Raw genomic sequence first — 17,122 nt, 5'->3', positions numbered from 1 at the left:
TGATTAATTTAAATGAAAAAAATCAAAAAATATGCAGGACTGTTAGCTATCGTCGTAGTAGCTACTCTTGTGCTAAGTGCTTGTGGTGCAACGACTGATCCTCATGTTGCTCCACACAGTGGAATTTACGGCTTGGTCTACCAATGGCTAGGCAAGCCTTTGCAAAATATCATGGTGCATACAGCCCAAACAGTGGGTGGCAACAACGGTGCCGGCTGGGGGATCGTCATTATTACTGTAGTCGTACGGTTAATTTTGATGCCATTGATGCTGGTTCAACAAAATAAGAGCGTGCGTCAACAAGAAAAAATGACTCGCCTGCAGCCACAAATGAAGCTAATCCAAGGCGCAATGAAGCATAAGGACATCACTCCTCAGCAGCAGATGACTTTATCAGGCTGGCAAAGAGAACTATACTCTAAGAATGAAATGTCCTTAACTGGCGGCATGGGGTGTTTGCCATTGATTATTCAGCTGCCGATTATGTGGGGGATTTACCAAGCGGTATTCTACTCACCACAATTAGCGCAGTCTACTTTCTTTGGTATTTCTCTGAGTAAAAAATCAGTAATATTGGCCATTATCGCTACTGTGTTCACCGTTATCCAGAGTTACATCTCACTGATCGGTATTCCTGAAGAACAAAAGAAGGCCATGCAATCAATGATGATCTTCAACCCAATTATGACTTTATTCTTCAGTTTATCCTTCTCTGGTGCCTTAGCCTTATACTGGGCCGCCGGTAACTTAGTAATGATTATTCAACAAGTAATCGTTACCTTTATCCTAATGCCAAACGTAAAGAAACAAGTAGCTGCCGAATTGAAGGATAAGCCAATTGAAGTTGTAGTTACTAAAGAAAAGATTAATGCCTTATTCAAGACCGACTCTAATAATAGTCAAACTAACGAAGCTAAAAAAGAATTGCATCAAGATCTACGCAAACGTAATCAAGGCAAACAAAAACGCAAATAAACAAAAAAAGTCAGGATTAAACCTGACTTTTTTATTAAGGAGAAAACGATGAACAGTCAAGAAATATTGCAGTTACTAGATGAACATAATATCACCTACCGGCTCCTCTCTCACCCCGCAGTATTTACCAGTGAAGAAGCCGATCAACATTTAAAAGATAAGGACTTCGCTAAATGCAAGAATCTTTTCATCAAAACGCGCAATAGCAAACACTATTATTTATTAATGCTGCCAGAAGATAAGAAAATCGATTGGCAAAAAACTAAAGCTGAATTGCATTCCAGTAGTTTAACCTTTGTCTCTGAAACAGAGCTTGAAGAGAAATTACAGATTAAATCTGGTTCAGTCTCACCCTTCAGTTTACTTAATGACACTACCAATACAATTCCATTAATCGTTGACCAAGCAGCTATGGAGGAAAGCAACTTAGTTGGCGTACATCCCAATGATAATACCCAAACGATCAGTCTTTCTTGGACTGAACTGGCCAGAATATTAAGTTCAACTGGTCATCTTTTTGAAGAAAGATCTCTATGAAAAAAAGCAGTTCTCAATTTGAACTGCTTCTTTATTATGCCTCCAGATTACTCTTAGGCATTTCTTTTTTCTCATTTAGTTTTCTTAACTTGGCAGCTTTCTTTTTAGTCAATCGTGGGAACCTCATCTTAAATTGACTGCCTTGTCCTTCAACTGACTCTACGCTGATTTCACCATGATAACTATCAACTAATTTTTGCGCAATTGATAAGCCTAGGCCATTACCACCTTTTTCACGAGTTCTAGCCTTATCGACACGGTAGAAACGGTTGAAAATCTTATGTTGATCTTCTTTAGAAATTCCTTCACCAAAGTCTTGCACAATAATATTGACATCTTTCTTGGTCACACCAGCAGAAACAATAATTTGCTTACGATCGGTAGAATACTTAATCCCATTATCAATCAAAATAACTAATAATTGCTCCAAGTGACCATGATAAATTTGAATCTCAGTATCTGCTGGCAGATCATCTTCATCAAGTTGAATCTTAAAGTCAGGATGAACCATCGCCATATCGGCTACTACACGCTGAGTTACTTCATTAACATTAGTAACCTCATATGGATATTGCACATCGATTTGTTCAGCCCGAGTTAAATCCAACATCTCCTGAATTAGATGTTTCATCCGATCAGCTTCTTGCAAGGAAGCATCGATTGATTCAGCTAAAATTTGAGGATCATCTTTGCCCCAGCGTTCAAGCATATTAAGATGCCCTTCAATTACCGCCACTGGCGTTCTTAATTCATGAGAAACATCTCCCACGAATTGCTTTTGTTGATCAATATAGCCTTGCATCCGATCAAGCATCTGATTAATCGATATTGCCAAATCCTCTAATTCGTCATTACGATGAAGCTCCTTAATTCGAGCTCCACTATTAGGATCGGCATTAACTTTTTTAGCCACTTTGGACATATCTTTAATCGGCTTAACTACATTAACTACTAAAATATAAGAAATTACAATGAAGAAGATAATCGCAATTAATGAGATAGCTATCACTGAATGCAACAAATTATTCATTAAATGATTGTAATAAGTCATATTATTTGAAATAACAATATAACCTGTCAGCTTATTGTTAACTTCCGAATGTACCTTTTGATAAGTTACTAGAACTGAATGCCCTTTACGCTTAATTACTTTATTCTGTCGTTCTGCAGAAAATGGCTTTAAATCCGGAGTAGCATTGCCATTAGTAAAAACTACTTCTCTATGTTTATTATAAACAGCAATATTAATATCAGGATTATAAATAGTTGCTAACAAATTATCATTAAAAGCATTGTTCTTAGTATCTTTTTTGCTAATCGCTGGTCCGCCTTGCAAAATTCTACGCGTTGCTGGCGAAAGCGATGGAATAACGTTAGAAATTTCTAATTCATCTGGAATTGAACTCAATGTCTGATCTAATGTAGTTACGACATTAGTAGAAGTTTCCTGCTGCTGGTCCATTGATTGCTTACTTACCAACTGATAGACAACTACTGAAAATATGACAAAAGAGACCGTGATCGTTAATGCCACGATGCTAACCCACCGGACGATCAACGAAGAATGCTTGGTCTCTTTACTTTCTTTATTATTGGTCATCATCTTCATCTCTTACCATTATTGGTCATCATCTTCATCTCTTACCATATAGCCGGTACCACGAACCGTCTTAATGTATGAAGGTTGACCTGGTACGTCAATCTTATTACGTAAGTAACGTACATAAACTTCAACTACGTTAGTTTCAATATTTGATTCAGGACCCCAAATCTTGTTGAGAAGTTGATCACGACTAACTACATTGTTTTTGTTCTCAATCAAAGTCATTAATAGATTGTATTCGCGCTTAGTCAAATCAATTGCTTTGCCGTCGCCACGATGAACAATTCTATTAGCAGTTTCAATTGTCAAGTCTTTAAACTTAACAATCTTCTGCTTAGCTACTGTAACTTTAGAAGCGTCTTTTTCGATCTTAACGCGACGTAAAACAGCACGTAAACGAGCTAAAAGCTCTTCAATTGCAAAAGGCTTAACAATATAATCATCTGCACCATGGTCTAAGCCAGATACACGATCAATCACAGAATCACGTGCCGTCATCATAATAATCGGTGTCATCTTAACTTGACGAACGCGACGCGCAATTTCTAACCCATTTAAATCAGGTAGCATTAGGTCAAGTAAAATAGCGTCAAAGTCTTGTTTCAAAGCATCTTCTAGACCTTTACGACCATTATTTTCTACTACTGTTTCATAATTTTCATGTTGTAATTCAAGCTCAACAAAACGAGCCAAATTCTTTTCATCTTCAATAATTAGAATTTTTGCCATGTTAACTCAGTTCCTCTAGATCAATTTGGTTTTTAATACTAATAAATTAATTAAAAAATGTTTTTATAATTAAAGGATACTTTAAAAATGCTTCTAAAACAAGCAAAAAAACAGTCAAAGTAAAATTTCTCTGGCTGATTTTTAAAAATTGTAAAATTTTGTTACTTTTTCTTCTAATCCTCATTATCGAATAGCACTTTTAACTTCGCAAAAGCTGGATTAATTTGATTCTTTTTGCCTTCCTCAAAAACTGCTTCAGAAACTACTTCCCAATCCTTGCCCTCAGGATAAATATTCTTCTCCTTTTCTTCTGGGGTAAGAATAGTAGTTGGGATATTTAATAACATATTATCTTCAACGGCCGTTTGTAAATCAATAACGTCATCCTTAACTTGAACGATGGTATCGTTATCCTCTAATTCTTCTTTAGTTGGTTTGCGATCAACATAATTTTCAGTAAAAGCGAAGTCTTCATGATACTTAACTGGTTTCAAGCTTCTACTTGACGGAACAACTAAACCAGCTGTTACTTGGAAATTTCCAGTAACAAAAGGCTCTTGATAAAACAGATCACCTGTTACATGTATATTTTGTGCATCAATTAATAAATCTTTACTTCGTTTAAAGAATTCTGGTCGCATCTCTACGTCACGTTCAATGTGAACCAACGGTTCGGCAGAATTTTGAATTTTAGCAAAACTAATTTCTAGCATATTACACCTCGAGCGGACGCCGACCAAAATTTTGATCCACGCCCATTATTTGTTCAAATAAGCGATCAACTCGCACTTGTAATGCCAGTGAACCACTTTTAGCACTTCTTTTATCTACTTTAGAAATAATTTTCGTTTGAGAATTTTTACGATTGTCTTTTAAGAATTTACGTCCAATCTTGCTAAAACCTAAAAGCAGCAATGACTCTTCGTTAAAGCTGGCAATCATATCTGCCTGAGTAATATTTAACAATGTATACAGGCTTAAGCGACGCAAACGTGAATATGTATAACGCTTAGACTTAATCCGACGCAAAAACTCAGTAAAATCACGTGCTAAATGAATTCCTTCCTTCATCTTATATTCTAATCCCTCACTCATTTGATAGATCTGATGCAGATCTTCTATTGAAGAAGATTCTAAACGATACTTTAAGAAAGGAAAAAGCAAATTCCAGTTAGGATAAACTTCCTGCTTAGCAAGTTCAACGGCTTCAGATTTAGGCATCCAATATTTCAAATTATCCGTATTTTCATTATGAAGCAATAAATTGCGAATCGCACTAGCACTTTGAACCACGCCACTACGTTGAAGCAAATCATCGTGTCCCGCTCCAATGCGATGAACTGGATGCAAACTAAGCGGTGAACCTAAATTATGGTTGGCAACAGCATAAGCCAAACCTAAGATCGCATTAGGCTGATTAATTTCATGACCAACTTCCCGCGCAACCATTTGATTATATTGAGTCGAATAAGTTTGACTATAATCCTTAAAATTCATATGATTTTGTGGGATTTCAGCAATCTTGCTACCAAGATAAGTAAAATTCAAATTTGCATCTTCCACGCCAAAAACTAGATCGGTCACACCTAATTTAGCTAGTTGCTCAATATTGCCTAATGAAAATAAATCGGCTGGCTCAACCGTGGTTGAAAATGGTGTTTCAAACACTAAATCGGCTCCTGATTGAAGTGCGGCCTTAGCTCGATTCCATTTGCTCATAATTGCCATTTCACCACGTTGGACGTAGTTACCAGACGTTAAGACTACGATCGGATCATTGCCAGCAATAAGCCGCGCTTGATTTAACAAAAATTCATGTCCACTATGAAAAGGATTAAATTCCGCAATAATCCCCACCACGCTCATTGATTAATCTTCCTTCAATTCAACTTGCTTACCATTAGCCCATAATTTTTCCAAATTATAAAATTCACGAGCTTCTTGAGTAAAGACATTAACAACTACATCACCTAAATCAAGCAAAAGCCAGTTAGAGTCTCTAGTACCTTCAATGCGATAATCGGTGTAATTGTTCTTATGTGCCTCTTCGACAATTGAGTTAGCAATCGCATGTAGTTGTCGATTAGAACCAGCACTGGTAATGACATAATAATCGGCTAAGATACTAATTCCACGCATATCATAAGCTTCTGTGTCTTCACCATGACGGTCACTAATTGCCTTAGTAGTAAAATTTAAAATTTCTTGACTAGTCAAAATATTATCTCCTTTATGAATTAATCTTTCTTAATACCCCAAAAATTGTACGCATCAATTGTGCGAGGATAAATTTTATTTCTTTCTTCAATTAAAAATGCCAAAGTATGAGTCAATTGGTAACCCACACCTTCATCTAAATTAGCATAGGTAATTTTACGTGCTTCTTCAACTCCAGGGAAATGGCGTCCTGGCTCAATAAAATCCGCCATAAAAACGATCTTATCAAGCGTCGTCATTTTAACATCCCCAGTAGTGTGACGCCGAACAGCAGTCAGAATTTCTGGATCACGGATTTTTAAATCACGCTCAATAAAGTAGGTCCCTACAATCCCATGCCAAATTGCCCGATTCCAATTAAGCAAATCTAAATCAAAATCTTGCTCTTTAATTACTTTGCGATATTGCTCTACAGGTACTTGCTTAGCATAATCATGAACAAATCCAGCCAATGCTGCCTTATCTTCATCATATCCATTTAACTTAGCTAATTCTCGTGAAGTTTCACTAACGCGAACACAATGCTCAAACCGCTTTTCATCCATATTAGCTTTTTCTTTAGCGATAATTTCAGCACTAGATAATGGTGAATACGTTTTTTTAAATGTTAGTTTCGTCAAGATAAAGTCCCTTCTCTATAATATACTTTCTAACTGCTTCTGATACCAAGTATCTAATTGAGGTGCCCGTAGCCACGGAACGACGAATAGCTGTTGAACTTAAGCGAATGTCAGGTGCATCTACCCAAATCATTGGGTATTGTGGATCTTGCGGGTAACCTGGTCGCCGAATTCCAACTAAAGTTACCATTTTAGCTAATGTTGGTGCTTCTTTCCAAGTATGGAAACTGTTTACCTGATCGCTGCCCATAATCAAATAATAATTATTTTGAGGTGCTTTCTCCTTCAAATAACGCATTGTGTCAACAGTATAAGAAACACCGCCGCGGAACAATTCCAGTAATTTTACTCTAAACTTAGGATTATCCCGAGTTGCTAAATCTAGCATTGTAGCTCTATCTTTAGCAGAAGTTAATGAAGCGTTTTTATGTGGCGGAATATTATCTGGAATAAACCATACTTCATCTAAACGTAGCTTAGTCATCGCTTGTTCAGCTGCAACTAAGTGCGCAATATGAACCGGATTAAAAGTGCCGCCCATAATGCCAATTTGCCGGCCGCGACTTTTTTCTTGCTCCATCTTTGGTTTTGCTTCAACTGTTGGTGTTTCTTTTTCAACGCATTTTGGATTAACCATTTTTCAAACCCTCTAAATCAATGCACGACGAATTCCTAATCCAATACCAGCTGGGGTATAAGTCTTCACAACACAGCCTTTAGGCACAGTAACAAAGCCAATCCCACCAAATAAAAGATCACTCTTATAGTTGGTATTAAATTCTTGCCCCTTAAGTGCAGGTAATTGATCATCACTAGCAGGAGGTGCTAACAGCTCGCCTCGATGTTTTTCATAAAAAGCATCAGCGTTAATTGTCTTAGTGCGGTGAACATACATCCCTCTAGCTACGTAAACTGTAAAACTGGTTGACTCACCCTTCAAGTAATCAATACGACCTAAGCCCGCTAAAAATAATGTATTCCCTGGCAACAATTGATAGGTTGCCGGCTTAAGTGGCTTTTTAGGTGAGATTAATTCTAAATCTTTGGCATTCAGATGTGTAGTCAATTGACTCTCGGTCATAATTCCCGGTGTATCAATCAAAAAATGTCCATTCTCTAAAGGAATTTCAATCCTATCTAATGTAGTTCCGGGGAAACGAGAAGTAGTAATCAGATCTTGAATATCACCCATCATGTCTACGATAGCATTAATTAAAGTAGACTTACCCACATTAGTAGTTCCCACGAAGTACACATCTTTATCTTGAGACTGCTGATTAATATACTCAATCAAAGTGTCTAAATTCAATTTCTTACGCGCAGAAACCAAGAAGATTTTCTTAGGATAAAGTCCCATGCGGTTAGCTTCTTGCCTTATCCAATCCTTAATTTTGCTTTGTTTGGAATTCTTAGGAAATAGGTCAAATTTGTTGCCAACTAGGATAAAATCATTATTACCAACAAACCGTTTAAGGGATGACAACAGCGAATTTGAAAAGTCAAACAAGTCAACTACATTCACAACTAATGCTTTCTTTTCTGCCAACGAATTAAGCAACGCTAAAAAATCATCATTATTTAAATCAACTGGCATGATCTCATTATAATGACGCAATCTAAAACAGCGCTGACAATAAACATCAGTATTTTCATTTGTTCTTGCCTTATCTAACGCGCTTTTAGGCAAATAGCCGGCCTTTTTAGGATCATCTGATTGCAGTACAGCGCCACAGCCGATACAAATAATATCCTCATCCATTTTGCAAAGTCTCCTTAAATGTTACTCGATGCGATAAACCGAGGAAGAAATAAATAATTTTCTCAAAGAAACGGTTAATCCGCGTATTCCACTTATCCGTTTCAACCAGTGGCTTAACCAAAACCGTATTAACGCCCGCTAAATTGCCGGCTTGCATGTCGGTAATCAACTGATCGCCAACCATCATCACCTGACTCTTTTCTAAATGCATTTCCTCACGCTTGCGGGTAATTGCAAAAGGCAATGGCTTGCGCGATTTAGCCACAAAATCTATGTGGTAAGGATTAAGCACCTTGCCCACTCTTTGAGCATTATTGTTGGAAATTACGACCAGCTTAATATTAACCTTAGCCAATGCCCGGTTCAATTTATCCATTTCCTTGGCAGTTTCAAACTTATTCCAGGCTAGCAATGTGTTGTCTAGATCTGAAAAAACTGCTTTGATTCCCATTTCATTTAATTTGGCGGGGTCCAAATTGTAAATCGTATTTATTGTATACTTTGGTCTAAATAACATATAAACTCTCCATTTTTTATCACTCTCTATAATATCAAAAATGCGTTTGCATTAGAAATTTTTGTTCCATTCTTACGAAAAAGTGATAAAATCAAAACAATTTAACCTATTATCCTATTCATCAATTAAATTTAGAAAGGAAAAATGATGAAAAAATTTATCGATTTGCACCTTCATTTGGATGGCTCTGTTCCTTTTACCACTGTTAAAAAATTAATGGCTGAACATAATCTGCCCATACCTTCAGATCATGACTTAAGACAACAGCTGTCAGTTAATGCTAACTGCAAAAGTCTAGATCAATTTTTAGAAAAATTCGCTTTACCTAATAAATTAATGCAGACTCGTCATGATTTGGAGACGATTGTTTATGATTTGCTTACTGAATTAAAACAGCAAGGACTAGTCTATGCAGAGATTCGTTTTGCCCCACAATTACATACTAAAAATGAATTAACGCAGAAAACAGTTATTGAAGCGGCAATCGCCGGCTTAAATCGTTTTTTAGCGGATCAACAAAGTAAAAATAATCAACCCGAATTACACGCCGGATTAATCCTATGTTTAATGCGTTTCAAGAATAATCAAGTAGAGAACATGAAAACGGTAGAGTTAGCCAAGAAATTCTTACACCATGGCGTTGTCGGCATTGATTTAGCTGGCAGCGAAGGCCCGATTCCCAATATTAAATACAAACCTTTCTTTGATCACGCAATAAAATTAGGCATACCATTCACTATACATGCAGGTGAAGCAGCTGGCCCTGACTCCATTCGTCAAGCATTAGCCATGGGCGCTCATCGGATTGGGCATGGCATTCACTGCATTGAAGATCCTGAACTAACCAAAGAATTAATCCAACAGCAAACTGTATTAGAATGCTGCGCAACATCTAACATGGATACTAAAGCTTTTAATCGAATCACTTCTTACCCTATCAAGAATCTGTTGCATAAGGGTATGAAAGTTACCCTTAATTCTGATGACATGACAGTTTCTAATACCAATCTTCCACGTGAATATAAATTACTTGAAGAAAAGACTAACTTAACGTCAGAAGAAGAAACTACACTTTATCTAAATGCAGTCGACGCTGCCTTTACATCACCTGACGAAAAAATCAGGTTACGTGCTTTAATTCAAAAATGAAATAGAAAAATAAAGGTCAGAGATATTTCCCTGGCCTTTATTCATTAAGCAACTTTAGTTCAATGCCTTCTTAGCAGTTTCTGCTAATTGTGCAAAAGTCTTTGAATCGTTGTAAGCAATATCAGCTAACATCTTACGGTTCATATCAACACCGGCTAACTTCAAACCATGCATTAACTTAGAATATGAGATGTCATTTTGTCTTGCAGCAGCGTTAATACGAGCAATCCATAACTTTCTGAATTCGCTCTTACGTCTTCTACGGTCGCGGAATGCGTACTTGTATGAAACAAATAATTGAGTACTTGCGGCCTTAAATTGCATGTGCTTTGCGCCACGGTAACCCTTGGCAAGCTTCATGACCTTCTTACGACGTTTACGTGTTACAATTCTACCTTTAACTCTTGGCATTTAAATTTCCTCCTACTATAGTCTTAAAGAACGAATAATTAACGCATTTGAGCAAGCATTTGCTTGATACGCTTCATGTCACTACTTGAAACCATAGCAGCTTTTCTCAAGTGACGACGTTGCTTCTTGGTCTTACCGTGGAAACGGTGACCAGTAAATGCGTGGTGACGCTTCAAGCCACCGTTTGCAGTTCTCTTAAAACGCTTAGCAGAAGCGCGGTTTGTTTTCATCTTTGGCATATTTCTATTTCCTCCAATTAACTACTTTTTCTTTTTGTCCTTTTCACTCTTAGGTGCGAGCATTAAGAACATTGAACGACCTTCCATCTTCGGTCTGCTAATTACACTAGCAATATCCGAATTGACTTCGGCCATCTTCTCAAGTACTTGTTGACCTAATTCCTTATGAGTGATGGCACGACCTCTAAAGCGAATTGATACACGAACCTTAGCACCTTCTTTAGTAAGGAACTTCCGAACATGCTTCAATTTAGTATCGAAGTCATTGCCTTCAATTGTTGGACTCAAACGAATTTCTTTTACACTGACTGTATTGGACTTCTTACGGGATTCCTTAAGCTTCTTTTGTTGTTCAAAGCGGTACTTACCGTAGTCCATGATACGTGCTACTGGTGGCTTAGCATTAGGTGAAATTAAGACAAGGTCAAGACCTGCTTCACTTGCGCGACGCAAAGCTTCCATCTTGTTCATAACACCAACTTGCTGACCATCTTCATTGATTAAACGAACTTCGCGAGCGCGAATTCTTTCGTTTAAGATTAAACTCCTTGGTATGACTATTCACCTCCGTGTTAATTTGAGGACAAGAAAAAGGCGGGATAAGTAACGCCCGCCTTTAATCAACAGAAATTATCGATCAGCCCAGAGGTTAACTTAACTTAGGCGAGAAGCGGGAGCTTCTTCTTGTTCTCAACTCCTGTATTATACGAGTTTAATTAAAACTCGTCAAGAGAAAATTCTATTTTGTTGCATCAAAAATATAGTTGTCTGGATAGAACTTCATTCGATATGCCCGGTAAACGTAAGTCATATCCTTGGCACTATTGCTAATCGTTAAGTTAAAGACCTGGTTGCCATGAGCATCAACTTCAATGATATTGCTCTCCTTGCCTTTATTCTTAAAACCGAAATCAATCAAAGTATTGCCATTAGCTAAACGCTGAGCATAGCCAATTACTTCAGTAAAATTGCTCTTACCCAATTTTTCACCATAGCTCCATACCTGTTTAATTGTCTTTTTCTTAGTATCAATCTGATATTCAATGGCAGCAGAGTACTTTCCACTTTGCTTTTTATCACCGTTAGTTACAGCAATATTATTGTCATAAAGCAGAATATCTAATTTATTGCCGGACTCTTTTAAGATGTATAAACCATGTTGCCCACCAGTATATTTAGTACCCTTCGTTGGCTTTAACAAATATTTTCTAAATGAACTTGGCCATTCTTTAGCCGGTTTACTAGTAAAGATCCAATTAATCTTATTCGTACGATAATTCATTGACCAAATAATATCCTGATTACGAGCTGACAGTAGAATATTATCCGTCTTAGGGTCATAATAGATTGAATTAATATGCAGCCAATCCATCAGGCCCAAGCCGCTACTTGTATTATCATTAGCCTTTATCTTGTTATTCTTATACATGGATTCTGGAAAAAATTTCTTAAAGTCAATTACCTTCACAATTTTACCAGTCTTAGGATCTAGTTCAGCAATTGTATCTTCAACATACTTGCTGCCATCATCAACCGTCAATAGCCAGTTGCCATTAGGCATCTCAGCAACATCATGGTGCACTAAAGACAAACCGGCCGTTCCAGCATAACTACCACCTAAAGTTTTATCGAAGCTAAATTGACGATAGACGCGGCCCAAATAATCAGTTTCTACTAACATATTATATTTTTCATCGCCAGATTTAATTTTATTAAACAAAAGCAAACGTCCATTGCTCAATTGTTCAAAAATATGCTCATTCCAGCGTAAATAATACCAGCGAACTTGTCCATCAGCATCAACTGCAAAAGTTTGTTTAGTCGTTCTATTTAAGACAGTTAATTCATTTGAACCAATATTCATTTTGTTCTTGTCATTAACTGTAACCTTAATTGGGAAATTTCTAATCCATTTAGGTAAATTAATCGTCTTAATCTTGAAGGTTTTAGTTTCCTTTTCATTATTTTTGCTAGTCATAGTAACTTCAACGAAATTTTCATAACCAGCATATAGTCCTACAATCGGAACTTGATGATCAGTTTGATAGCCTTCTACTTTATTAGAAATAGTTGTATTAGCTGTTTTCCCAATTACCCGATAGCTAATCTTGGTAGGTTAATCAGTATGAAAAATCATCAACACAGTCAATGGTGAATTCTCATATGGGTTGACTTTAATATAAGGATTCTCCCAAGTGTAATTTTGACCCTTTACAATCGCTGCATACTTAGCAGTCAAACTATCATTAGTAAGGTTAGCTACTTTCTTCACGCCTAAGTTTTTAATAATTTGGCTATCACTTAATTTTGTCTTCTTAGCATTACCATTCTTCTTGCTAGCTAACACTAATTGTGGTTGTTTATTAAAGAACACCGGCACGCTAGATAGCAGCGTAATTAAAGCAACTACCGCTATTAATTTATGTCTCTTCATTTTTTCTCCTTCTATAACTATACGCATCTTCTATTTTAATATTTCGGCTTGATAAACAAAATATTTATGCAAAAAAGACACTGAGATTTTTTCTCAATGCCCCTATGCCTATTTAGCTAATTTTTTACTTGAATAGCCGTAGAATGAAAAGCTATTATCCGTGCCATTTCCTACTCGTAAAACTGTGACTTTTTTACCCTTACGGTGTTTTTTCACTGGTGCATAATATGAACCGGTATTTGTACTATCATTGGCCAGCCAGTCACTAGCGTTAAACCCATAATTGCCATGGAATTTAAAAGTATAAGCCTCATATTTAGAATTACCTACTTTTTTGGCTAATTTAAAATTGGCATCTTCATCTGCTTTAGCCAATTTTCTTGTCCAGCTTTCCATTGCACTGCCTTTTAATATTTTGTAAAGTTTAACCCCATTCAGCGTATGAGTAGTAATTCTAAGCTTTCTAATTTTACCATTTTTCTTATAATACCAATTACCCCGCGTACGTTTAGGCGTTGTATAGACTTTTTTAGCTCCCCAGGAAGCAGCACTAGCTTTAGCAATAAGCGTACTAGATAATCCAAGCATCAATAAAATAGCTATTAACAACATACTTATTTTTTTCTTCATGCTTAAGTCCCCTCGCTAAAATCTCGTTACTCTTATTGTCTCATCCAAATATGACAAACAGATTAATACAATTAACAATTAATTTGCATTTTCCTTACAAAAAAATCGCATGCAAAAATTGCATACGATCTTCTTTATTAACTAATTTAATTAATTTTCGCGTGAGTATGACTTAACATCAGCATCGATTTCCTTGATGAATTCATCAAGGCTCATTGAGTTTTCTTCCTCAGTACCATAAGGACGAACGTTTACGCCATTAGCCTTCATTTCATCGTCACCTAATACCAAAGTGTAAGGTACCTTTTGGGTTTGTGATTCACGAATCTTGTAGCCTAACTTTTCGTTACGGTTGTCAACCTCTGCTCTAAAGCCACGCTTAGCAAGTTCTTGACGAACTTTTTCAGCGTACTCGCCGTGAACTTCGTTGTTAACTGGAATGATTTCAGCTTGAACTGGGGCAAGCCAAGTTGGGAATGCACCCTTGTAGATTTCAGTAAGATAAGCAATGAATCTTTCCATAGTACCAACAATACCACGGTGAATCATAACTGGACGGTGTTCTTCACCATCTTGACCAACATAAGTCAAGCCAAATCTTTCTGGAAGCATGAAGTCAAGTTGGATAGTTGACATAGTTTCATCATTGCCCAAAGCAGTCTTAGTTTGAATATCAAGCTTAGGGCCGTAGAATGCTGCTTCGCCTTCAGCTTCAACGTAATCAAGGCCAAGGTCATCCATAGCACCCTTAAGCATCTTTTGACTTCTTTCCCACATTTCATCGTTAGCAAAGTACTTCTCAGTGTTCTTTGGATCACGGTATGAAAGTCTGAAGTAGTAATCAGTAATATCGAAGTCCTTGTAAACATCCATGATCAACTTCAAGATCTTAGCAAATTCATCTTGAACTTGGTCAAGAGCTACGAAGGTGTGCCCATCATTCAAAGTCATTTCACGTACACGTTGTAAGCCTGATAAAGCACCTGATTTTTCATATCTGTGCATCATACCAAGTTCAGCAACGCGAAGTGGAAGGTCACGGTATGAACGAATGTGGTGCTTGTAAATTTGAATATGTGATGGACAGTTCATTGGACGAAGTTCAAGCATTTCACCATCACCCATGTCCATTGGTGGGAACATGTCATCACGGTAGTGTGCCCAGTGACCAGAAGTCTTGTAGGCATCAAGGTTCATTAACACTGGAGTATAAACGTGTTGGTAACCGTCAGCAACTTCACGGTCGATGATGTAGCGTTCAACAACACGACGAATAGTAGCACCCTTTGGCATCCAGTAAGGAAGACCAGCACCAACCTTAGGATCAACGAAGAAGAGATCAAGGTCACGGCCGATAGTTCTGTGATCGCGTTCCTTAATTTCAGCACGACGCTTTAAATCATCTTTTAATGCTGCTTCCTTGAAGAATGCAGTACCAAAGATTCTTTGAAGCATTGGGTTTGATGACTTGCCTAACCAGTAAGCACCAGCAACTGATAACAGCTTGAAATGCTTAATCTTGCCAGTATTTGGCAAAAGAGCATTGAAGCCAAAGTCAACAAAGTCGCCTAACTTGTAAGCATCAACCTTATCGCCTTCAACCCTCTTTAAGAGTTCGCTCTTGTAAGGATCGTCCTTAATCATATCTGCAAGAACTGCTTTGTCCATTTCAACGTGTTCAATTGGTTGACCGCTCTTGATTAACTTCTCCATAGCCTTTTCAAGATTTGGCAATTCAGTAACCTTGATTTGGTCCTTCTTGTCAGTATCAACATAGAAGCCATCTTTGTCAGCAACATGTTGACCCAAGTGAAGTTCTGGGTATTCCTTCTTAGCTACGGCTTCAAGTGCGAATGCTGCAGTAGCTCTTAAGATGTCTAAGCCCTCTTCATCCTTATCAGTAAGAATAGCAACTTCAACATCATTGTTAATTTCATAATCAACTGGCTTAATTGCACCGTTTACCTTAGCACCAACAGCAGCTTTTCCAAGAGAAGTTGCAATTGATGAAGCTAATTCCTTAACTGAAACGGCTTTGTCAAAATCTTTCTTTGAGCCATCTGGTAGAGTAACTGAAAAACTCATATTTTTTACCTCCAAATAAAAAATCCCAGTGCTATTGCTAGCACCGGGACGTTAATTGCGTGGTTCCACCCAAAATTCAGGTTAGCGTACGTCTAACCTCTTATATGGATTAATAAAGGTATCCAGCCTAATAGAAATTCAACTTTGGGAATAAACGAGTCGGGAAGATGCTCTAATGAAAAGCTTCCAGAACTAGGCTTTTCTCTCTGAGGCGAACATCAACATGTCTCGTTTAATTAATTTCAATTATACGCAATGAAGACATCAATGCAAGACTTTTTATCAAATTAATGCAAAGAATTTCTACGATCAGGACCAGAGACCACCACTTCTGTTGCCAAAAAACGTACTCGCTGCATTAATCTTCTGGCCTTAACCGGATCAGTAGCATTACGCGTCTCTTCAAAGTGAGATTGCAAGGCTTCCATATCTAAATTAGACGAAAAGAAAGTAGGTAATACATTGTCCATTCTAGCTTGTAAAATAACGCCTAAAACATCGTCACGTGACCACTGACTAAGACTCTCTGCACCAATATCATCTAAAATAAGCAAATCGCACTCTGACAAACGTCGAATTTCTTCTTGCAAACTTGTTCGACTATTATCATCAAAATGACTAGCAAGCCCTGCTATAAAAGTAGGTACATGTAAGAAGATTACATTTTTATTCATGTTGGTAACTACATAATTAGCTAGTCCTGCTAAAAGATAGGTTTTACCAACGCCAAAGTCTCCTGATAAATAAAGTCCTTTGGCATGAGGATTATGCTTAAAATTTCTCAAAAAAGCATAAACTAAATTTAGTGCTGGCTTACGCTCATCACTAATATCAATTTTGCTCAGTTCAACATTTTGTAAACGAGCAGGCAGATCAATTAGCTGCAACCTTCTTCGAGCATCACGCTTACGATCAACCGCTATTTTGCTTCTGGTAGGCGTATAACGAATATCAATCACCTTACCATTTAGAAACAGTTGGGACACATAGCCCGCCATTATTTTGCTCGGATTCTTTTTTTGACTATAGAATTCGTAAATCGTTGAAATGCTATTTTTAACCATTGCCTTATCAATTTTATCCGCATTCTGAGTCAAAAAGGCTTGCACATCTGGATCTTTGATAGCCTCGTTAATTAAATCTTGCTCACTATCTAAGTTGCGTTGTTTGACAATTCTCTTAATCACCTTACCAATTGGCTCCATTATCTCACCTAC

General features: G+C 37.3%; 18 protein-coding genes, 1 pseudogene and 1 other annotated feature. Of the genes and pseudogenes, 3 read left to right on the top strand and 16 right to left on the bottom strand.

The window, feature by feature from the left end:
• Positions 1-12: 12 nt before the first annotated feature.
• Positions 13-975: a membrane protein insertase YidC gene (yidC, locus tag ICI50_RS03125; protein WP_056940986.1), complete on the top strand. Its 963-nt coding sequence runs from the start codon at positions 13-15 to the stop codon at positions 973-975.
• A 48-nt stretch (positions 976-1,023) separates the two neighbouring features.
• Positions 1,024-1,512, top strand: a complete 489-nt coding sequence (locus ICI50_RS03120; RefSeq protein ID WP_054640396.1) for a YbaK/EbsC family protein — start codon at positions 1,024-1,026, stop codon at positions 1,510-1,512.
• Positions 1,513-1,546: 34 nt separating this feature from the next.
• Here ICI50_RS03120 and ICI50_RS03115 read toward each other — a convergent pair whose 3' ends face one another.
• The 9 genes from ICI50_RS03115 to ICI50_RS03075 form a co-directional block, all read right to left on the bottom strand.
• Positions 1,547-3,121, bottom strand: a complete 1,575-nt coding sequence (locus ICI50_RS03115; RefSeq protein WP_095342210.1) for a HAMP domain-containing sensor histidine kinase — start codon at positions 3,119-3,121, stop codon at positions 1,547-1,549.
• 9 nt (positions 3,122-3,130) lie between these two features.
• Positions 3,131-3,844 (bottom strand): response regulator transcription factor, encoded by a 714-nt coding sequence (locus tag ICI50_RS03110; RefSeq protein ID WP_013853756.1) that lies wholly within the window; start codon positions 3,842-3,844, stop codon positions 3,131-3,133.
• Positions 3,845-4,017: 173 nt separating this feature from the next.
• A complete protein-coding gene (locus tag ICI50_RS03105) occupies positions 4,018-4,557 on the bottom strand; it encodes a YceD family protein (RefSeq protein ID WP_013853755.1) in 540 nt (179 codons plus the stop codon).
• Between the two features lies 1 nt (position 4,558).
• Positions 4,559-5,710, bottom strand: coding sequence for a nucleotidyltransferase (locus ICI50_RS03100; protein ID WP_013853754.1), 1,152 nt, complete (start codon positions 5,708-5,710; stop codon positions 4,559-4,561).
• Between the two features lie 3 nt (positions 5,711-5,713).
• Entirely contained in the window at positions 5,714-6,061 is a 348-nt protein-coding gene (gene rsfS, locus ICI50_RS03095; RefSeq protein ID WP_013853753.1) for a ribosome silencing factor, read from the bottom strand.
• Positions 6,062-6,081: 20 nt separating this feature from the next.
• Complete coding sequence (gene yqeK / locus ICI50_RS03090; RefSeq protein WP_013853752.1) at positions 6,082-6,681, bottom strand: bis(5'-nucleosyl)-tetraphosphatase (symmetrical) YqeK; 600 nt, start codon at positions 6,679-6,681, stop codon at positions 6,082-6,084.
• Entirely contained in the window at positions 6,662-7,318 is a 657-nt protein-coding gene (locus tag ICI50_RS03085; RefSeq protein WP_188891924.1) for a nicotinate-nucleotide adenylyltransferase, read from the bottom strand. Before ICI50_RS03085 ends, yqeK begins: the two co-directional genes overlap by 20 nt.
• Positions 7,319-7,330: 12 nt before the next feature.
• Positions 7,331-8,440: a ribosome biogenesis GTPase YqeH gene (yqeH, locus tag ICI50_RS03080; RefSeq protein WP_013853750.1), complete on the bottom strand. Its 1,110-nt coding sequence runs from the start codon at positions 8,438-8,440 to the stop codon at positions 7,331-7,333.
• On the bottom strand, positions 8,433-8,957 hold the full coding sequence (locus tag ICI50_RS03075; protein WP_013853749.1) for a YqeG family HAD IIIA-type phosphatase: 525 nt from the start codon (positions 8,955-8,957) through the stop codon (positions 8,433-8,435). Before ICI50_RS03075 ends, yqeH begins: the two co-directional genes overlap by 8 nt.
• A gap of 147 nt (positions 8,958-9,104) precedes the next feature.
• Here ICI50_RS03075 and add point away from each other — a divergent pair, with 147 nt between their 5' ends.
• A complete protein-coding gene (gene add / locus ICI50_RS03070; protein WP_056940984.1) occupies positions 9,105-10,106 on the top strand; it encodes an adenosine deaminase in 1,002 nt (333 codons plus the stop codon).
• Positions 10,107-10,160: 54 nt separating this feature from the next.
• Here add and rplT read toward each other — a convergent pair whose 3' ends face one another.
• From rplT to dnaI, 7 genes and pseudogenes are all read right to left on the bottom strand, one after another.
• Entirely contained in the window at positions 10,161-10,517 is a 357-nt protein-coding gene (gene rplT, locus ICI50_RS03065; RefSeq protein ID WP_013853747.1) for a 50S ribosomal protein L20, read from the bottom strand.
• 38 nt (positions 10,518-10,555) lie between these two features.
• A complete protein-coding gene (rpmI, locus tag ICI50_RS03060) occupies positions 10,556-10,756 on the bottom strand; it encodes a 50S ribosomal protein L35 (RefSeq protein ID WP_013853746.1) in 201 nt (66 codons plus the stop codon).
• A 21-nt stretch (positions 10,757-10,777) separates the two neighbouring features.
• Positions 10,778-11,296: a translation initiation factor IF-3 gene (gene infC, locus ICI50_RS03055; RefSeq protein WP_201781720.1), complete on the bottom strand. Its 519-nt coding sequence runs from the start codon at positions 11,294-11,296 to the stop codon at positions 10,778-10,780.
• A 40-nt stretch (positions 11,297-11,336) separates the two neighbouring features.
• Positions 11,337-11,448: a sequence feature (ribosomal protein L20 leader region), on the bottom strand.
• A gap of 47 nt (positions 11,449-11,495) precedes the next feature.
• A pseudogene (locus ICI50_RS03050) lies at positions 11,496-13,190 on the bottom strand (aryl-sulfate sulfotransferase).
• A gap of 108 nt (positions 13,191-13,298) precedes the next feature.
• Entirely contained in the window at positions 13,299-13,820 is a 522-nt protein-coding gene (locus ICI50_RS03045; RefSeq protein ID WP_013853743.1) for a hypothetical protein, read from the bottom strand.
• Between the two features lie 150 nt (positions 13,821-13,970).
• Positions 13,971-15,905, bottom strand: a complete 1,935-nt coding sequence (gene thrS / locus ICI50_RS03040; protein WP_013853742.1) for a threonine--tRNA ligase — start codon at positions 15,903-15,905, stop codon at positions 13,971-13,973.
• A gap of 287 nt (positions 15,906-16,192) precedes the next feature.
• Entirely contained in the window at positions 16,193-17,110 is a 918-nt protein-coding gene (dnaI, locus tag ICI50_RS03035) for a primosomal protein DnaI (protein ID WP_188891923.1), read from the bottom strand.
• Positions 17,111-17,122: the final 12 nt, after the last annotated feature.

It is taken from the genome of Lactobacillus kefiranofaciens (genome assembly GCF_014656585.1).
GTDB classification, from domain to species: domain Bacteria; phylum Bacillota; class Bacilli; order Lactobacillales; family Lactobacillaceae; genus Lactobacillus; species Lactobacillus kefiranofaciens.
This window is presented reverse-complemented; position numbering and strand designations above follow the sequence as displayed.